The organism is Agrobacterium sp. GW821-FHT14E08, from assembly GCF_058803865.1.
Window position 1 is genome coordinate 269,440 of record NZ_JBXAPJ010000005.1, and the last position, 17,356, is coordinate 286,795.

General features: G+C 59.6%; 15 protein-coding genes. 14 read left to right on the plus strand and 1 reads right to left on the minus strand.

Annotation, left to right across the window (positions count from 1 at the left end; all coding sequences use genetic code 11):
* The first annotated feature begins 7 nt into the window (after nucleotides 1-7).
* The 14 genes from sdhA to AC1ROR_RS19450 all read left to right on the plus strand — a co-directional run bounded on the left by sdhA (nucleotide 8) and on the right by AC1ROR_RS19450 (nucleotide 16,218).
* Nucleotides 8-1,849 carry a succinate dehydrogenase flavoprotein subunit gene (gene sdhA / locus AC1ROR_RS19385; RefSeq protein ID WP_498590400.1) on the plus strand — a complete coding sequence of 614 codons (1,842 nt, stop codon included), beginning with the start codon at nucleotides 8-10 and terminating at the stop codon, nucleotides 1,847-1,849.
* Nucleotides 1,850-1,864: 15 nt separating this feature from the next.
* Nucleotides 1,865-2,644: a succinate dehydrogenase iron-sulfur subunit gene (locus AC1ROR_RS19390; RefSeq protein WP_003523509.1), complete on the plus strand. Its 780-nt coding sequence runs from the start codon at nucleotides 1,865-1,867 to the stop codon at nucleotides 2,642-2,644.
* Nucleotides 2,645-2,849: 205 nt separating this feature from the next.
* Entirely contained in the window at nucleotides 2,850-3,392 is a 543-nt protein-coding gene (locus AC1ROR_RS19395) for a protease inhibitor Inh/omp19 family protein (RefSeq protein ID WP_035221649.1), read from the plus strand.
* Between the two features lie 93 nt (nucleotides 3,393-3,485).
* Entirely contained in the window at nucleotides 3,486-4,649 is a 1,164-nt protein-coding gene (zapE, locus tag AC1ROR_RS19400) for a cell division protein ZapE (protein WP_498590401.1), read from the plus strand.
* A gap of 178 nt (nucleotides 4,650-4,827) precedes the next feature.
* Nucleotides 4,828-5,790 carry a malate dehydrogenase gene (gene mdh / locus AC1ROR_RS19405; protein ID WP_035221645.1) on the plus strand — a complete coding sequence of 321 codons (963 nt, stop codon included), beginning with the start codon at nucleotides 4,828-4,830 and terminating at the stop codon, nucleotides 5,788-5,790.
* A 33-nt stretch (nucleotides 5,791-5,823) separates the two neighbouring features.
* Entirely contained in the window at nucleotides 5,824-7,017 is a 1,194-nt protein-coding gene (gene sucC, locus AC1ROR_RS19410; protein WP_003492393.1) for an ADP-forming succinate--CoA ligase subunit beta, read from the plus strand.
* A 17-nt stretch (nucleotides 7,018-7,034) separates the two neighbouring features.
* The gene (gene sucD, locus AC1ROR_RS19415; RefSeq protein ID WP_003492390.1) at nucleotides 7,035-7,937 is read left to right on the plus strand and encodes a succinate--CoA ligase subunit alpha; all 903 of its coding nucleotides are present in this window, start codon (nucleotides 7,035-7,037) and stop codon (nucleotides 7,935-7,937) included.
* 178 nt (nucleotides 7,938-8,115) lie between these two features.
* Entirely contained in the window at nucleotides 8,116-11,112 is a 2,997-nt protein-coding gene (locus AC1ROR_RS19420; protein WP_035221643.1) for a 2-oxoglutarate dehydrogenase E1 component, read from the plus strand.
* A gap of 53 nt (nucleotides 11,113-11,165) precedes the next feature.
* Nucleotides 11,166-12,404, plus strand: a complete 1,239-nt coding sequence (gene odhB, locus AC1ROR_RS19425) for a 2-oxoglutarate dehydrogenase complex dihydrolipoyllysine-residue succinyltransferase (protein ID WP_035221640.1) — start codon at nucleotides 11,166-11,168, stop codon at nucleotides 12,402-12,404.
* Nucleotides 12,405-12,473: 69 nt separating this feature from the next.
* Entirely contained in the window at nucleotides 12,474-12,887 is a 414-nt protein-coding gene (locus AC1ROR_RS19430) for an MAPEG family protein (RefSeq protein ID WP_035221638.1), read from the plus strand.
* 13 nt (nucleotides 12,888-12,900) lie between these two features.
* Complete coding sequence (locus AC1ROR_RS19435) at nucleotides 12,901-13,545, plus strand: LysE family translocator (RefSeq protein WP_035221636.1); 645 nt, start codon at nucleotides 12,901-12,903, stop codon at nucleotides 13,543-13,545.
* Nucleotides 13,546-13,609: 64 nt separating this feature from the next.
* Nucleotides 13,610-15,016: a dihydrolipoyl dehydrogenase gene (gene lpdA / locus AC1ROR_RS19440; RefSeq protein ID WP_498590402.1), complete on the plus strand. Its 1,407-nt coding sequence runs from the start codon at nucleotides 13,610-13,612 to the stop codon at nucleotides 15,014-15,016.
* Between the two features lie 127 nt (nucleotides 15,017-15,143).
* Entirely contained in the window at nucleotides 15,144-15,644 is a 501-nt protein-coding gene (locus AC1ROR_RS19445; RefSeq protein WP_498590403.1) for a cytochrome b, read from the plus strand.
* Nucleotides 15,645-15,756: 112 nt separating this feature from the next.
* Nucleotides 15,757-16,218 (plus strand): DUF2867 domain-containing protein, encoded by a 462-nt coding sequence (locus AC1ROR_RS19450; RefSeq protein WP_498590455.1) that lies wholly within the window; start codon nucleotides 15,757-15,759, stop codon nucleotides 16,216-16,218.
* Nucleotides 16,219-16,227: 9 nt separating this feature from the next.
* Here the strand turns inward: AC1ROR_RS19450 and AC1ROR_RS19455 are convergent, their stop codons facing one another.
* Nucleotides 16,228-17,322, minus strand: coding sequence for a TraB/GumN family protein (locus AC1ROR_RS19455; RefSeq protein WP_498590404.1), 1,095 nt, complete (start codon nucleotides 17,320-17,322; stop codon nucleotides 16,228-16,230).
* Between the last annotated feature and the right edge of the window lie 34 nt (nucleotides 17,323-17,356).

The following is a 17,356-nucleotide window of genomic DNA, read 5'->3' on the forward strand; positions in this document are numbered from 1 at the left end:
TTCCGCCATGGCATCGATCAGTTCACCTTCCCAGAATGGCAAGGCTTACACCTATGTCGATCACTCCTATGACGTGATCGTGGTGGGCGCCGGTGGCGCGGGTCTGCGCGCAACGCTCGGCATGGCGGAACAGGGTTTCCGCACGGCCTGCATCACCAAGGTTTTCCCGACGCGCTCGCACACGGTCGCGGCGCAGGGCGGCATCGCCGCCTCGCTCACCAACATGACGCCCGACTGTTGGCAGTGGCACCTTTACGACACCGTAAAGGGCTCCGACTGGCTGGGTGACGTTGACGCGATGCAATATCTCGCCATGGAAGCGCCGAAGGCGGTCTATGAGCTGGAGCATTATGGCGTGCCGTTCTCGCGCAATGCCGAAGGCAAGATCTACCAGCGCCCGTTCGGCGGTCACATGCAGAACTACGGCGAAGGCCCGCCGGTACAGCGCACCTGCGCTGCCGCCGACCGTACCGGCCATGCCATCCTGCACACACTTTATGGCCAGTCGCTGCGCAACAATGCGGAATTCTTCATCGAATATTTCGCGCTCGACCTCATCATGTCGGCAGATGGCCGCTGCACCGGCGTCGTCGCGTGGAACCTCGATGACGGCACGATCCATCGCTTCTCCGCCAAGATGGTGGTGCTGGCGACCGGCGGTTACGGCCGCGCCTATTTCTCGGCAACCTCGGCCCACACTTGCACCGGTGACGGCGGCGGCATGATTGCCCGTGCCGGCCTGCCGCTTCAGGATATGGAGTTTGTGCAGTTCCACCCGACCGGCATTTACGGCGCGGGTTGCCTGATCACCGAAGGCGCGCGTGGCGAAGGCGGTTATCTCGTCAATTCCGAAGGCGAGCGCTTCATGGAGCGTTATGCGCCTTCCGCGAAGGACCTTGCCTCGCGTGACGTCGTGTCGCGCTGCATGACGATGGAAATCCGTGAAGGCCGCGGCGTCGGCAAGAACAAGGACCACATCTTCCTGCATCTCGATCACCTTGATCCGGCGATCCTGCATGAGCGTCTTCCGGGCATTTCCGAAAGTGCCAAGATTTTCGCAGGCGTCGACGTGACGCGTGAGCCGATCCCGGTTCTGCCGACGGTTCACTACAATATGGGCGGCATTCCGACCAACTATTGGGGTGAAGTGCTGAATGCCGATGCCAACAACCCGGAACGCATCGCGCCCGGCCTGATGGCTGTTGGCGAAGCCGGCTGCGCCTCGGTGCACGGCGCGAACCGCCTCGGCTCCAACTCGCTGATCGACCTCGTGGTCTTCGGCCGTGCTGCGGCAATCCGCGCCGCTCAGGTCATCAACCGCGACGAGGCTGTTCCCGCTCTCGATACGGCTGCCTGCGACAGGATCATGGAACGTTTCGACAGCCTGCGTTACGCCAATGGCTCGACGCCGACTGCCGTGCTGCGCGACAAGATGCAGCGCGCCATGCAGGACGATGCGGCCGTGTTCCGCACGCAGGAATCGCTGGAAAGCGGTTGCCAGCGTCTTTCCGCCATCTGGAAGGAACTGCCTGACGTCAAGGTCACCGATCGTTCGATGGTGTGGAACTCCGATCTGGTCGAAACGCTCGAGCTGCACAACCTCATGGCCAACGCGATCACCACGGTCTATGGCGCGGAAGCGCGCAAGGAAAGCCGCGGCTCGCACGCCCGCGAGGATTTCGTCGACGGTCCGTTCGCCGGTCGCGACGACGTGAACTGGCGCAAGCACACGCTTGCCTGGGTCAGCCCGGAGGGCGACGTCAAGCTCGACTACCGCCCTGTTCACACCGACCTCATCGCCGACGGCATCGATCCCAAAAAGATCGAGCCGAAGGCGCGCGTCTACTGATTTGAGGAACTGGATATGGTTGAACTCGCTCTCCCCAAGAATTCCCAGATCAGCGAAGGCAAGGTCTGGCCGAAGCCTGATGGTGCCAAGAACGTCCGCGAATACCGGATCTATCGCTGGAACCCGGATGACGGCCAGAACCCGCGCATCGATACTTATTATATCGATGTTGACGATTGCGGGCCGATGGTTCTCGATGCGCTTCTCTACATCAAGAACAATATCGACCCGACGCTGACGCTGCGCCGCTCCTGCCGTGAAGGCATCTGCGGGTCCTGCGCCATGAACATCGATGGCACCAATACGCTCGCCTGCACCAAGGGCATGGAAGAGATCAACGGCACGGTGAAGGTCTATCCGCTGCCGCATATGCCCGTCGTGAAGGACCTTGTTCCTGATCTGTCGAACTTCTACGCCCAGCACCGCTCCATCGAACCCTGGCTGAAGACGGTTTCGCCGACGCCCGCCAAGGAATGGAAGCAGAGCCATGAAGACCGCCTGAAGCTCGACGGCCTTTATGAGTGCATTCTCTGCGCCTGCTGCTCGACCTCCTGTCCCAGCTACTGGTGGAATGGCGATCGTTATCTCGGTCCCGCCGTTCTGCTGCAGGCCTATCGCTGGCTGATCGACAGCCGCGACGAAGCAACGGGCGAGCGTCTCGACAATCTCGAGGACCCGTTCCGTCTTTATCGTTGCCACACCATCATGAACTGCGCGCAGGCTTGCCCGAAGGGCTTGAACCCGGCCAAGGCGATCGCGGAAATCAAGAAGATGATGGTCGAGCGTCGCGTCTGAAGGCGATTCGCCTGGACCGAAAATCTATCGGGTCGCGGTGTGGACTGCGGCCCTTTTTTACAACCGGGTGCGGGAAATTTCGGTAAAAATCGACCGAAATTATAATTATCCCGGCCATCGCTTGCGCAAGATAAGGCTTTGGTAATAATTCAGCCTTCTTGTTTGATCATGGTCTTTCCGGAAGCGAGAGAATCGGGAGCTTGATATGCAATTCAGATATGTGGTGACGGGCCTTGCGGTTGTAATGAGCCTTGCCGGTTGCCAACGTACCTCCTACGATTACAACAACAATAGCGGCAGTAATCCCGGTTATACGCCGCCGCTGCAGGCTCAGCCGGTTCCGTCTGTTCAGTCTGGCGCGCTGCCGCCACCCGGCGGTACTTCGGGTAGTCAGTTCCCTTCGGCGCCCGCTTCTGCGACGCCTGGCGGCACTGATGTGGCCTCTGCCGCTCCGCCGACAACGGCGCTCGATGTCACCAAGGAATCCATGGTTGGCAACTGGCGTGTTTCCAACGGCGGCGCCAATTGCGACATGTTCCTGACACTCACCAATCTCGGCAGCGGTTCGCGTGGCGGTACGCGCGGATGCTCCGGCGAGTTGACGGCGATGGGCTCTTGGGAAGTATCCGGCAAGATGGTCCTCTTCAAGAACCGTTCGGGCGATACGATCGGCCGCGTCTACAAGAGCGCCGATGCGCGCTTTGACGGCACGACCAATAGCGGCCAGCCGCTCAGCCTCAGCCGATAGAGCATTTCCGGTGTATCCGGATCGCCCTGCCTGTTCTGAGCCATTCCATTCGTCGCGGATGCCTGTCGGTGTCCGCGACCGGAGCGCTTTTCCATGAAGCCATTGCCCGATTACAATCATAGTGTCGTTGAACAGCTCAACGCATTAACGGCAGCTGGCACCTTGCAGGCGGATGCGGCGCAACTCGGCGTGGCGGCTCACCTCGACCGTATCCTTGCCGATCTGAAGGCACGCAAGCCCGCCAAGAAAAAAAGCGCGCTCGGCTGGATGTTCGCGCGCAAGGCCGGTCCAGCTGCGCCCGTCAAGGGATTGTATGTCTATGGCAGCGTCGGCCGCGGCAAGACGATGCTGATGGACATGTTCTATGAGATGGCGCCCGTTTCTTCCAAACGGCGCTGCCATTTTCACGAGTTCATGGCGGATGTGCATAATCGTGTGCATGCGCATCGTCAGAAGCTGAAGAATGGTGAGACCAAACAGGCAGATCCCATTCCGCCTGTCGCGGCCCAACTTCTGGCGGAAGCGGAGCTCCTTTGCTTCGACGAGTTCACCGTTACGGATATTGCCGATGCGATGATCCTCGCCCGGCTCTTCAGCGAACTCTTCGCCAATGGCTGCACTCTGGTAACGACATCCAACGTCGTACCCGACAATCTCTACAAGGACGGGCTTAATCGCGGCCTGTTCCTGCCTTTCGTCGACTTGCTGAAGAAATATGTTGAGGTCGTGACGCTGGACAGCCCCACCGATTACCGGATGGAAAAGCTGGAAAGCCTGCCGGTCTATGTCACGCCGCTTGACGGTTCGGCGGATCAGGCGATGGATATGGCCTGGCGGCACATGACCGGTGGCCACCTTGTCGCGCCAACGGAAATACCGATGAAGGGCCGCTCCATTCTGGTGCCGCGCGCCAGTGGCCGTGTGGCGCGCTTCTCCTTCTCCGATCTTTGCGAGAAGCCGCTCGGGGCTTCCGACTTCCTTGCCATCGCCAATCGTTTCGATACGGTCTTCATCGACAATATCCCGTTCTTGAATGCGGACAAGCGCAACGAAACCAAGCGTTTCATCATCCTCATCGATGCGCTTTACGACCACAGCGTCCGGCTTTTTGCCTCCGCTGCCGCCATGCCGGAAGACCTGCTCGGCAAGCGCAAGGGAACCGAAGGCTTCGAGTTTGATCGCACTGCCTCGCGGCTGTTTGAGATGCGCAGCGCGGATTATCTGGCGCTGCATCACGAAAAACGGCAGAAAGTTTGACACTTTCGTGACGTATTTTCTTACGTTTACGTAAGAAAATAATGATCTAAACGATTGAAAATATTCATCACAAAAGAATCTGTTGCCAATTTTGGCCAATGGGGCTAATCGAAGTCCGACAATTTGGCTGCCGGTTTGGCGCGGTGAAATTGAATTGAAGCTCAAGAGGAAGCATTCGATGGCTCGCAAAAAAATTGCACTTATTGGTTCTGGCATGATCGGCGGCACGCTGGCGCATCTCGCCAGCCTGAAGGAACTGGGCGATATCGTCCTCTTCGATATTGCCGACGGCATCCCGCAGGGCAAGGGTCTGGATATTGCCCAGTCCGGCCCGGTTGAAGGCTTCAATGCAAAGCTCACCGGCGCTTCTGATTACGCCGCCATCGAAGGTGCTGACGTCTGCATCGTCACCGCTGGCGTTGCCCGCAAGCCGGGCATGAGCCGCGACGATCTTCTCGGCATCAACCTCAAGGTCATGGAGCAGGTCGGCGCCGGCATCAAGAAATATGCCCCGAATGCTTTCGTCATCTGCATCACCAACCCGCTCGACGCCATGGTGTGGGCGCTGCAGAAGTTCTCCGGCCTGCCGAAGAACAAGGTCGTCGGCATGGCCGGCGTTCTCGACAGCGCCCGTTTCCGTCTTTTCCTCTCCGAAGAATTCAATGTTTCGGTTGAAGACGTCACCGCCTTCGTTCTTGGCGGCCACGGCGACACCATGGTGCCGCTCGCACGCTACTCCACGGTTGCCGGCATTCCGCTGACCGACCTCGTCAAGATGGGCTGGCTTACCGCCGAGCGTCTCGAAGAGATCGTACAGCGCACCCGCGACGGCGGTGCGGAAATCGTCGGCCTGCTCAAGACCGGTTCGGCTTATTACGCACCGGCCGCCTCGGCGATCGAAATGGCTGAATCCTACCTCAAGGACAAGAAGCGCGTCCTGCCCGCCGCTGCCCATCTTTCGGGTCAGTATGGCGTTGACGATATGTATGTCGGCGTTCCCACCATCATCGGTGCCGGCGGTATCGAGCGTATCATCGAGATCGAGCTGAACAAGGAAGAAGAAGCAGCTTTCCGCAAGTCCGTCGGCGCTGTCGCCGGTCTTTGCGAGGCCTGCATCAACATTGCTCCGTCGCTGAAGTAATAGCCTCTAGCGGCTCCAAACAGGGATTATTCCATGAATATTCACGAATATCAGGCCAAGGCTCTTCTGAAGGGCTACGGCGCGCCGGTTGCTGAAGGCGTCGCCATCCTCAAGGTCGAAGAAGCCGAAGCTGCCGCAAAGCAGCTTCCCGGCCCGCTCTACGTCGTCAAGAGCCAGATTCACGCCGGCGGCCGCGGCAAGGGCAAGTTCAAGGAACTCGGCCCCGACGCCAAGGGCGGCGTTCGCCTGGCGAAGTCGATCGACGAAGTCGTTTCCCATGCCAAGGACATGCTCGGCAATACGCTGGTAACGGCGCAGACGGGCGACGCCGGCAAGCAGGTCAACCGTCTCTATATCGAAGACGGTGCCGACATTGCCCGCGAACTCTACTGCTCGCTGCTGGTTGACCGTTCCGTCGGCCAGGTCGCATTCGTGGTTTCCACGGAAGGCGGCATGGACATCGAGGCTGTCGCCCACGACACGCCGGAAAAGATCCACACCATCGCCATCAACCCGGAAAAGGGTGTGAGCGACGCTGACGTTGCCGCGATCTCCAAGGCTCTCGAGCTTGATGGCGTTGCTGCCGAAGACGCCAAGGCGCTGTTCCCGATCCTCTACAAGGCCTTCAACGAGAAGGACATGGCTCTCCTCGAGGTTAACCCGCTGATCGTCATGGAAAATGGCCATCTGCGCGTTCTCGACGCCAAGATGTCCTTCGACGGCAATGCGCTGTTCCGCCACGACGACGTCAAGGCGCTGCGCGACGAAACCGAAGAAGACGCCAAGGAAATCGAAGCCTCCAAGTGGGACCTCGCTTACGTGGCGCTAGACGGCAACATCGGCTGCATGGTCAACGGTGCCGGTCTCGCCATGGCGACGATGGACATCATCAAGCTTTACGGCAAAGAGCCGGCTAACTTCTGCGACGTCGGCGGCGGCGCCGGCAAGGAGAAGGTTGCGGCAGCCTTCAAGATCATCACGGCTGACCCGAAGGTCGAGGGCATCCTCGTCAACATCTTCGGCGGCATCATGAAGTGCGACGTCATCGCCGAAGGCGTGATTGCCGCGGTGAAGGAAGTCGGTTTGCAGGTTCCGCTCGTTGTTCGCCTCGAAGGCACCAACGTCGAACTTGGCAAGAAGCTTCTCAACGAATCTGGCCTTGCGATTACGGCTGCTGACGATCTGGACGACGCAGCCAAGAAGATCGTCGCGGCGATCAACGGCTAATTGAGGGACCGGAAATAATGTCTATTCTTGTTAATAAAGACACGAAGATCCTTGTTCAGGGTCTGACCGGCAAGACCGGCACCTTCCACACCGAACAGGCGCTTGCTTATTACGGCACGCAGATGGTCGGCGGTATTCACCCGAAGAAGGGCGGCGAAACCTGGACCGGTTCCAAGGGCGAAAGCCTGCCGATCTTCGCAACGGTTGCCGAAGCCAAGGAAAAGACCGGTGCAGACGCGTCCGTGATCTACGTTCCGCCGGCAGGTGCAGCAGACGCCATCATCGAAGCCATCGATGCGGAAATTCCGTTCATCACCTGCATCACCGAAGGTATCCCGGTGATGGACATGGTTCGCGTCAAGGCTCGCCTCGACCGCTCCAAGTCGCGCCTGCTCGGCCCGAACTGCCCGGGTATCCTGACGCCGGAAGAATGCAAGATCGGCATCATGCCGGGCTCCATCTTCCGCAAGGGTTCGGTCGGTATCGTTTCCCGTTCGGGCACGCTCACCTATGAAGCCGTGTTCCAGACCTCCAACGAAGGCCTCGGCCAGACCACGGCTGTCGGCATCGGCGGCGACCCGGTCAAGGGCACCGAGTTCATCGACGTGCTGGAAATGTTCCTCGCCGACGACGCCACCCAGTCGATCATCATGATCGGCGAAATCGGCGGTTCGGCTGAAGAAGATGCGGCGCAGTTCCTGATCGACGAAGCCAAGAAGGGCCGCAAGAAGCCGATGGCCGGCTTCATCGCGGGCCGTACGGCTCCGAAGGGCCGCACCATGGGCCACGCCGGCGCTGTCGTTTCCGGCGGCAAGGGCGACGCAGAGTCCAAGATCGCAGCAATGGAAGCAGCCGGTATCAAGGTATCGCCCTCTCCGGCGCGCCTCGGCAAGACGCTGGTTGAAGTCCTCAAGGGCTGAGACCACATGAGACCGGTAACGGGCGGCGCGGCTTCAACGCTGCGCTGCCCGATGCCGCAAGAACGACAGACAGAACGGCATACCGCCCCGGCGGCAGACAGCAATAATCAAAGCGGCAGGCTGGTCAAACAGCCCTAACGGCATCGAGGAGGCGGACGGACAAGTCCGCAGGAACACAATGGCAAGGCAAGAAGCGAACGAGCAGTTTCAGATCACGTCGTTTCTGGACGGCGCGAATGCAGCCTATATCGAGCAGCTCTATGCCCGGTACGAAGAGGATCCCTCTTCCGTGTCGCCGGAGTGGCAGAGCTTCTTCAAGGCGTTGTCCGATAATCCGGAAGACGTGAAGAAGGCGGCCAAGGGCGCCTCCTGGAAGCGCGCCAACTGGCCTATCCCGGCCAATGGCGACCTGGTATCCGCTCTCGACGGCAACTGGGCCACGGTCGAGAAGGCCATCGAAAAGAAGGTTCAGGCGAAGGCCGAGGCGAAGAGCGCCGACACCGGCAAGGCCGTCAGCCCGGCTGAAGTGCTTCAGGCGACCCGTGACAGCGTCCGCGCCATCATGATGATCCGCGCCTATCGCATGCGCGGCCACCTGCACGCCAAGCTCGACCCGCTCGGCATTGCCAGCGCCGTTGAGGATTACAACGAGCTTTCGCCGAAGTCCTACGGCTTCGAGGAAAGCGATTACGACCGCAAGATTTTCATCGATAACGTTCTCGGTCTCGAATATGCGACCGTGCGCGAGATGGTCGATATTCTCGAGCGTACCTATTGCTCGACGCTCGGCGTCGAATTCATGCATATGTCCAACCCGGAAGAAAAGGGCTGGATCCAGGAACGTATCGAAGGCCCGGACAAGGGTGTCGCTTTCACGCCGGAAGGCAAGAAGGCCATTCTTTCCAAGCTGGTCGAAGCCGAAGGTTACGAGCAGTTCCTCGACGTGCGTTTCAAGGGCACCAAGCGTTTCGGCCTCGACGGCGGTGAATCGCTGATCCCGGCGCTCGAACAGATCATCAAGCGCGGCGGCCAGGACGGTCTGGAAGAAGTCGTGCTCGGCATGGCCCACCGTGGCCGTCTGAACGTTCTCACCAACGTTATGGGCAAGCCGCACCGCGCCGTGTTCCACGAGTTCAAGGGCGGTTCGTTCAAGCCTGACGACGTCGAAGGTTCCGGCGACGTGAAGTACCATCTCGGTGCTTCCTCCGACCGCGAATTCGACGGCAACAAGGTTCACCTGTCGCTGACGGCCAACCCGTCGCACCTTGAAATCGTCAACCCCGTCGTCATGGGCAAGGCCCGCGCCAAGCAGGACCAGCTTGCCAAGGCATGGGACGGCGACATCATTCCGCTGTCCGAACGCGCCAAGGTGCTGCCGCTGCTGCTGCACGGCGATGCCGCTTTTGCGGGTCAGGGCGTGGTTGCTGAAATTCTCGGCCTTTCCGGCCTGCGCGGTCACCGCGTTGCCGGCACCATGCATTTCATCATCAACAACCAGATCGGCTTCACGACGAACCCGGCCTTCTCGCGCTCGTCGCCCTATCCGTCCGACGTTGCCAAGATGATCGAGGCGCCGATCTTCCACGTCAATGGCGACGATCCGGAAGCGGTGACCTATGCGGCAAAGGTTGCCACCGAATACCGCATGAAGTTCCACAAGCCTGTCGTCATCGACATGTTCTGTTACCGCCGCTTCGGCCATAACGAAGGCGACGAGCCGGCGTTCACGCAGCCGAAGATGTACAAGGTCATCCGTGGTCACAAGACCGTCGCGCGCATCTATGCCGACCGTCTGATCGCCGAAGGCCTGATCAACGAAGGCGAATTCGAGAAGATGAAGGCCGACTGGCGCGCCCATCTGGAACAGGAATTCGAAGCGGGCCAGTCCTACAAGCCGAACAAGGCCGACTGGCTGGACGGCCAGTGGTCGGGTCTGCGTGCCGCCGACAATGCCGATGAGCAGCGTCGCGGCAAGACCGGCGTGCCGATGAAGCAGCTGAAGGAGATCGGCAAGAAGCTGTCGACCATTCCGGAAGGCTTCAGCGCCCACCGCACGATCCAGCGCTTCATGGAAAACCGTTCGCAGATGATCGAGACGGGCGAGGGCATCGACTGGGCGATGGCGGAAGCGCTTGCTTTCGGTTCGCTTGTTGCCGATGGCCACAAGATCCGTCTTTCCGGTCAGGATTGTGAACGCGGCACCTTCTCGCAGCGCCACTCGGTTCTCTACGATCAGGAAACCGAAGAACGTTACATCCCGCTTGCCAACCTTTCGCCAACGCAGGCCCGTTACGAAGTCATCAACTCGATGCTTTCGGAAGAAGCGGTTCTCGGCTTCGAATATGGCTATTCGCTTGCCCGTCCGAATGCGCTGACGCTCTGGGAAGCCCAGTTCGGCGACTTCGCCAACGGCGCTCAGGTGGTGTTCGACCAGTTCATCTCTTCGGGTGAACGCAAGTGGCTGCGCATGTCCGGTCTCGTCTGCCTTCTGCCGCATGGTTATGAAGGTCAGGGTCCGGAACATTCGTCCGCCCGTCTGGAGCGCTGGCTGCAGATGTGCGCGGAAGACAACATGCAGGTTGCCAACTGCACGACGCCGGCCAACTACTTCCACATCCTGCGCCGTCAGATGAAGCGTGACTTCCGCAAGCCGCTGATCCTGATGACGCCGAAGTCGCTGCTGCGTCACAAGCGCGCCACCTCGTCGCTGGCGGAGCTTGCGGGTGAGTCCTCCTTCCACCGTCTCCTGTGGGACGATGCTGAAGTCATCAAGGACGGCCCGATCAAGCTGCAGAAGGATTCGAAGATCCGTCGCGTCGTCATGTGCACGGGCAAGGTCTATTACGATCTGCTCGAGGAGCGTGAAAAGCGCGGTATCGACGACATCTACCTGCTGCGCGTTGAACAGCTCTATCCGTTCCCGGCCAAGGCGCTCATCAACGAGCTTTCGCGTTTCCGTAATGCGGAGATGGTCTGGTGCCAGGAAGAGCCGAAGAACATGGGTGCGTGGTCGTTCATCGATCCTTACCTTGAATGGGTTCTGGCGCATATCGACGCCAAGTACCAGAAGGTCCGTTACACGGGCCGTCCGGCTGCCGCCTCTCCGGCGACCGGCCTGATGTCCAAGCATCTGGCGCAGCTTGCTGCGTTCCTGGAAGACGCGCTGGGAGAGTGAAAACTCTCCCGCATCGCCCCGCAAAAAAGACACCTGAATAACGGAACTAGATCATGGCCACTGAAATCCGCGTACCAACCCTCGGCGAATCCGTCAGCGAAGCGACCGTCGGCACCTGGTTCAAGAAGGTCGGCGATACCGTCAAGGCCGACGAACCTCTCGTTGAACTGGAAACCGACAAGGTTACCGTCGAAGTCCCGGCGCCAGCCTCCGGCGTGTTGACCGAAATCGTCGCGCAGAATGGCGAAACCGTCGGTCTCGACGCGCTTCTCGGCCAGATCGCCGAAGGTGCTGCCGGTGCTGCGACCTCCGCACCCGCTGCCGAACCGGCAAAGCCTGCTGCTGCCGCAGCTGCCCCGGCCCCTGCGGCAACCGCTGCTCCGGCAACGGGCTCCATGCCGCCGGCTCCTGCCGCCGGCAAGCTGCTTGCTGAAAACAACCTGTCTGCCGATCAGGTCGACGGTTCGGGCAAGCGCGGCCAGGTTCTGAAGGGCGATGTTCTCGCTGCCGTCGCCAAGGGCGTTTCGGCACCTGCCGCCGCTCCGGCTCCGGTTGCTGCTGCTCCCCGTCCGGTTTCCGCCGAGCAGGATCAGGTTCGCGAAGAGCGCGTGAAGATGACCCGCCTGCGCCAGACGATCGCCCGTCGCCTGAAAGACGCGCAGAACACCGCCGCCATGCTGACCACCTATAATGAGGTGGACATGAGCGCCGTCATGGACCTGCGTAACCGTTACAAGGACGTGTTCGAGAAGAAGCATGGCGTCAAGCTCGGCTTCATGGGCTTCTTCACCAAGGCCGTGACCCACGCGCTGAAGGAACTGCCGGCCGTCAACGCTGAAATCGACGGCACGGACATCATCTACAAGAACTATTGTCACGTCGGCATGGCTGTCGGCACCGACAAGGGTCTCGTTGTTCCGGTTATCCGCGATGCTGACCAGCTCTCCATCGCCGGCGTCGAAAAGGAACTGGGTCGCCTCGCCAAGGCAGCCCGTGACGGTTCGCTCGGCATGGCCGACATGCAGGGCGGCACCTTCACCATTACCAACGGCGGTGTCTACGGTTCGCTGATGTCTTCGCCGATCCTCAACGCGCCGCAGTCCGGCATCCTCGGCATGCACAAGATCCAGGAGCGCCCGGTTGCGATCGGCGGTCAGGTCGTCATCCGTCCGATGATGTATCTCGCGCTCTCCTACGATCACCGTATCGTTGACGGCAAGGAAGCCGTGACCTTCCTCGTTCGCGTCAAGGAAAGCCTCGAAGATCCGGAACGCCTGGTTCTCGATCTCTGATCGGTCTTGCTTTTCGTTTCGGCGGGGTTTCAATTGAGGCCCCGCTGAAATTCCATCAGGAGAGCGAACGTGCAGCCGACATTTCTTGCCGCTTCACCCTTTCTACCGCTGATCGGTCTCAGCGTCCTTCTGCTTGTGGTGCATATCATGCTGCAGGCAATGACGGCGACGCGGGAATTTGGGATGGACTGGAATGCCGGCCCACGAGATGCGGAGAGGAAGCCTGAAGGCAGGTTCACCGGCCGGGCAGCACGCGCCTCGGAAAATTTCCGGGAAACCTATCCCGCTTTCATCGCGCTCGCCTTCGGTGTCATCATGGCCGGCGATCCGTCCGGGCTGGCACTTACCGGCGCATGGATCTGGCTGATCTGCCGGGTGGCCTATATTCCACTTTATCTGGCCGGTGTGCCTTATATTCGTTCGCTGGTCTGGCTCGGCTCGATGCTCGGCCTGCTGCTGATGCTCTTCGTGTTGATGTTCTAGAGGCTGGTTTCCGATGCATCAGTATTTGATCGAACTTGCATCCCTGATGGCGATCTTCGCTTTCGCAATCGTCTCGCCCGGCGCCGATCTGGCGATGGTCATGCGTCAGGCCATGGTACATGGGCGAAAACAGGCCATCATCACCAGCTTCGGCGTGGGCACATCGCTGATGTTCCACGTCACCTATACGATCCTTGGACTTGGTCTCATCATTTCCCAGTCGATCTATCTCTTTAATATCGTCAAATGGCTGGGTGTTGCCTATCTCATCTATATCGGCATCAAGGCGCTGCGCGCCGGCAAGACCGAATTGCCGGAGGTCGGTGCGGATGGTGTCGTGCCGGTCAAAAGCAGGCAGACCGCGCTCAAGGCCTTCACGCTCGGTTTTGCCGCCAATGCGCTCAATCCCAAGCCGGTTTTTTTCTTCCTGTCGATCTTTTCGACGGTGGTTCATGCGCATACACCCGTCACCATCAAATTCGGATACGGCCTCGTCATGGCAAGCTGCCTTATCCTGTGGTTCGTCGGGGTCAGCCTGTTCATGACGACGCCCCGCATGCGCGCCGCATTTCAGCGCGCCAGCCAATGGATCGACCGCACCAGCGGCGTGGTCTTCATCGCACTCGGTATAAAACTAGCAACGGAAAAAGCGGCCTGAGTTTCAGGTCAAACGGAAGCAGGGCGGTTCAAAATCCTGCCCGATATCAATCAGGAACAGAAACATGGCATATGATGTAGTTGTAATCGGTACGGGTCCCGGCGGTTATGTTTGCGCGGTCAAGGCGGCACAGCTCGGCCTGAAGGTCGCTGTCATCGAAAAGCGCGCGACCTATGGCGGCACCTGCCTCAATGTCGGCTGCATCCCTTCCAAGGCGCTGCTGCATGCGTCAGAAACCTTCGCGCATGTCGCCCATGGCGTCGATACGCTCGGTATCGAAGTTGCCGCTCCGAAGCTGAACCTTGAAAAGATGATGGGCCACAAGGACGGCGTGGTGAAGGCCAATGTCGACGGCGTCGCCTTCCTGTTCAAGAAGAACAAGATCGATGCCTTCCAGGGCACCGGCAAGGTGGTTTCCGCCGGCAAGGTTTCCGTCACCAACGACAAGGGTGAGACGCAGGAGATCGAGGCGAAGAACATCGTCATCGCCACGGGTTCGGATGTCGCCGGCATTCCCGGCGTTCAGGTTGATATCGATGAAAACGTCATCGTCTCCTCCACTGGCGCGATCGCTCTTTCCAAGGTTCCGGAAAAGCTGATCGTCGTCGGCGGCGGTGTCATCGGCCTCGAGCTCGGCTCGGTCTGGTCGCGCCTCGGCGCCAAGGTGACCGTCGTCGAATATCTCGACAATATTCTCGGCGGCATGGATAGCGAAGTTTCCAAGCAGGCCCAGCGTCTGCTCGCCAAGCAGGGTCTCGATTTCAAGCTCGGCGCCAAGGTGACAGCCGTTGAAAAGACCGCTGGCGGCGCAAAGGTTGTGTTCGAACCGGTCAAGGGCGGTGCTGCCGAAACGCTGGAAGCAAACGTCGTGCTGATCTCCACCGGCCGCAAGCCCTACACCGAAGGTCTCGGCCTTGCGGAAGCCGGCGTCGTACTGGACAGCCGTGGCCGTGTCGAAATCGACGGTCACTACAAGACCAATGTCGATGGCATCTATGCGATCGGCGACGTGGTGAAGGGTCCGATGCTGGCGCACAAGGCGGAAGACGAGGGCGTTGCGCTTGCGGAAATCCTCGCCGGCCAGCGTGGCCATGTGAATTACGATGTCATTCCGGCCGTGGTCTATACGCAGCCTGAAATCGCTTCCGTCGGCAAGACCGAAGAGGAGCTGAAGGCCGCTGGTATCGCCTACAAGGTCGGCAAGTTCCCCTTCACCGCCAATGGCCGCGCCCGCGCCATGCAGGTGACGGATGGTTTCGTGAAGATCCTTGCCGACAAGGAAACCGACCGGGTTCTCGGCGGTCACATCGTCGGTTTCGGCGCTGGCGAAATGATCCACGAGATCACCGTGCTGATGGAATTCGGCGGTTCTTCGGAAGATCTCGGCCGCACCTGCCATGCGCATCCGACCATGTCGGAAGCGGTGAAGGAAGCAGCGCTCGCGACCTTCTTCAAGCCGATCCATATGTGATCGGCTTTGGAGCCAGACGCTCCAATATTAAATTTCAGTCATCTGTTGAACCCCGGCTTGCCATGCAGGCCGGGGTTTTCCATACTCATGCCATAGCCAATCTAACCTTTTGATAAAAGGCAATAAAATGGCATATTCCAATCAAGTTTCGTTCTCTGTTCCACAGCGTGTCATTCACTGGGCAATGGCACTTCTGATCTTCTTCAATCTGCTGTTTCCCGATGCCATGGCTCATGCCTATCGACTGATGCGGCGGGGTGAAACATTGACACCGGATCAAATCTCCTCGGCCAATATTCACGCCTATGTTGGTTTTGCCATTCTGTTGCTTGCGCTTCTGCGCCTCTGTCTACGCTTCTTCCAGGGTGTGCCGCCGCATCCTGCCGCGGAGCCGCGGCCGTTTCAGATCGCCGCCAAAGTGGCGCATTTCACCTTTTATGCCCTGTTCTTTGCCCTGCCTATCTCCGGCATCGCGGCCTATTATTTCGGTGCTCAGGCGGCCGGGCAGCTGCATTCCGGCCCGTTCAAGGCGCTGATGTGGGTGTTGATCGTCGGCCATGTCGCAGCCGTTCTGGTTCATCAGTTCTACTGGCGCACCAATGTCGTGAAGCGCATGACGCACGGCTAGGCGCTTCAGGTTCTGCTGCTCCTTCGGCGAGCGGCGGCGCTTTGTCGCGTTTTCTGACCGCCGGAAAAGGCGGATGATGAGCCTTGCCGCATCAGGCGGCCGGGGACCGAAGATGCGGGATTGCGAAGACATATTGCCGGGCGCTGACTGGCGGGATTGCTTTCAGGGAGAGATGATAAGGCCGCAATCGTCATCACTCGACGTGAGCAGACTTCTTCTCGATCATCCTCCGGCGTGGATCAGCGGTCTCATGGTGCTTCGCAACCGTATCGTTTCGTTTTTCGGTTTAAAAACGGTCGAGCTGGCAGCAGGCACATCAGCGGGCGGGTTTCCCGTCCTGTCCTCCACGCCCGAGCGAACGGTGCTGGGTTTCGATGACCGTCATCTCGATTTCCGGATCATCATCGACCTTGAAGACGAAGGGAAGCACCAGCTGGTCAATGTCACGACCATCGTCAGACGCAAGAACCTGTTCGGAAGACTGTATCTTCTTGCCGTCGGGCCGTTTCACCGCCGCATCGTGCCAGCGACAATGCGACCTCTCTGCAGGGATATCCAGCCCGTCAGGAAGTAGACGCAGGTTTTAGTCGATGCGGGTCAGCGTGAATCCCTGCGCGCGCAGGAGTTCGACAACGCCTTCCTCGCCCGGCAGATGCAGGGCGCCGACGGCCATGAAGACATTTCCCTTGCCAAGCTCCGGGGCTGCCCGATCCGCCATGACATGATTGCGGTCGGTGATGATGCGTTGCTCGAAGGCGGCGTAACCCTGGTCGCCCTCTGCCGGTTTCTTGGTGTCGAGGCTTTTCAGCATCGGCATCGTCATGCCGATATCGCCGCTGACGTAGAGATCCGTCATGGTCGTCATGATGTCATCCATGCGGTCGCCCAGTTCGAGCGTTTCAATCAGCGCCTGCAGATGAAATTCCATTGGCAGTTCGGACATGGCGGTCAGCTGTTCAACCATGGTCTCCAGCCCGACGAGACGTTTTCCATCTGCGAGCGCATCTTCGGCCAGCTTCTTGTCGAGAAAGGACAGGCCGGTGGCCTTGCGGGCGAATTCGCAGGCGGGCAGGGCCACGAAGCTCGACAGCATCCAGGGCTTCATGCGAGAAACGGCGTTCAGCGGAATGCCACGTTCCTTGAGGCCCTTTTCAAGACGGGCGACATTTTCGGGCGACAGGATGTCGGTGATTGATTTGCCGTCCAGAAACATGGTGAGCTCGGGTCGGGTCAGTAGCGATGCGGCGATCTTCTTGTCATCGACGATTTCGTCCGATTCCACGATGACCGTCGCGGAGGTCTCGAAGGCTGGTGCGGCAGCAGTCGGCATGCCGAGAACGCGCGGATCCGTGACGTGCATGGTGCCGAGGAGAAAGGAGGGTTCCGTTCCGGCTTTTTCGATGCGCCAGAAATTGCCCTTGCCGTTCGGGATTGCGGCTGCTTCCTGTTCGATCTTCGCAAAGCCCTGCGGATCGCTTTTGCGCATTTCCACGAGGATGTCGTTGCCGGTGCAGCTTATCTCCTGTTCGGCGGCCTGCGCCTCACCCAGCGACAGCAACGTCGCGAGCAGGATGGCAACGGCTGTGACATGAATGGCTGCGAGCAACCAGAGCATGGCGTCGCCGGTCTTGCCCATCAGGGTGGCGGTGAGATTTTGTGGCTTTATAAGGCTTTGCATAGGTACCATCCGGTTCTTGCTTGCTTATAGAACG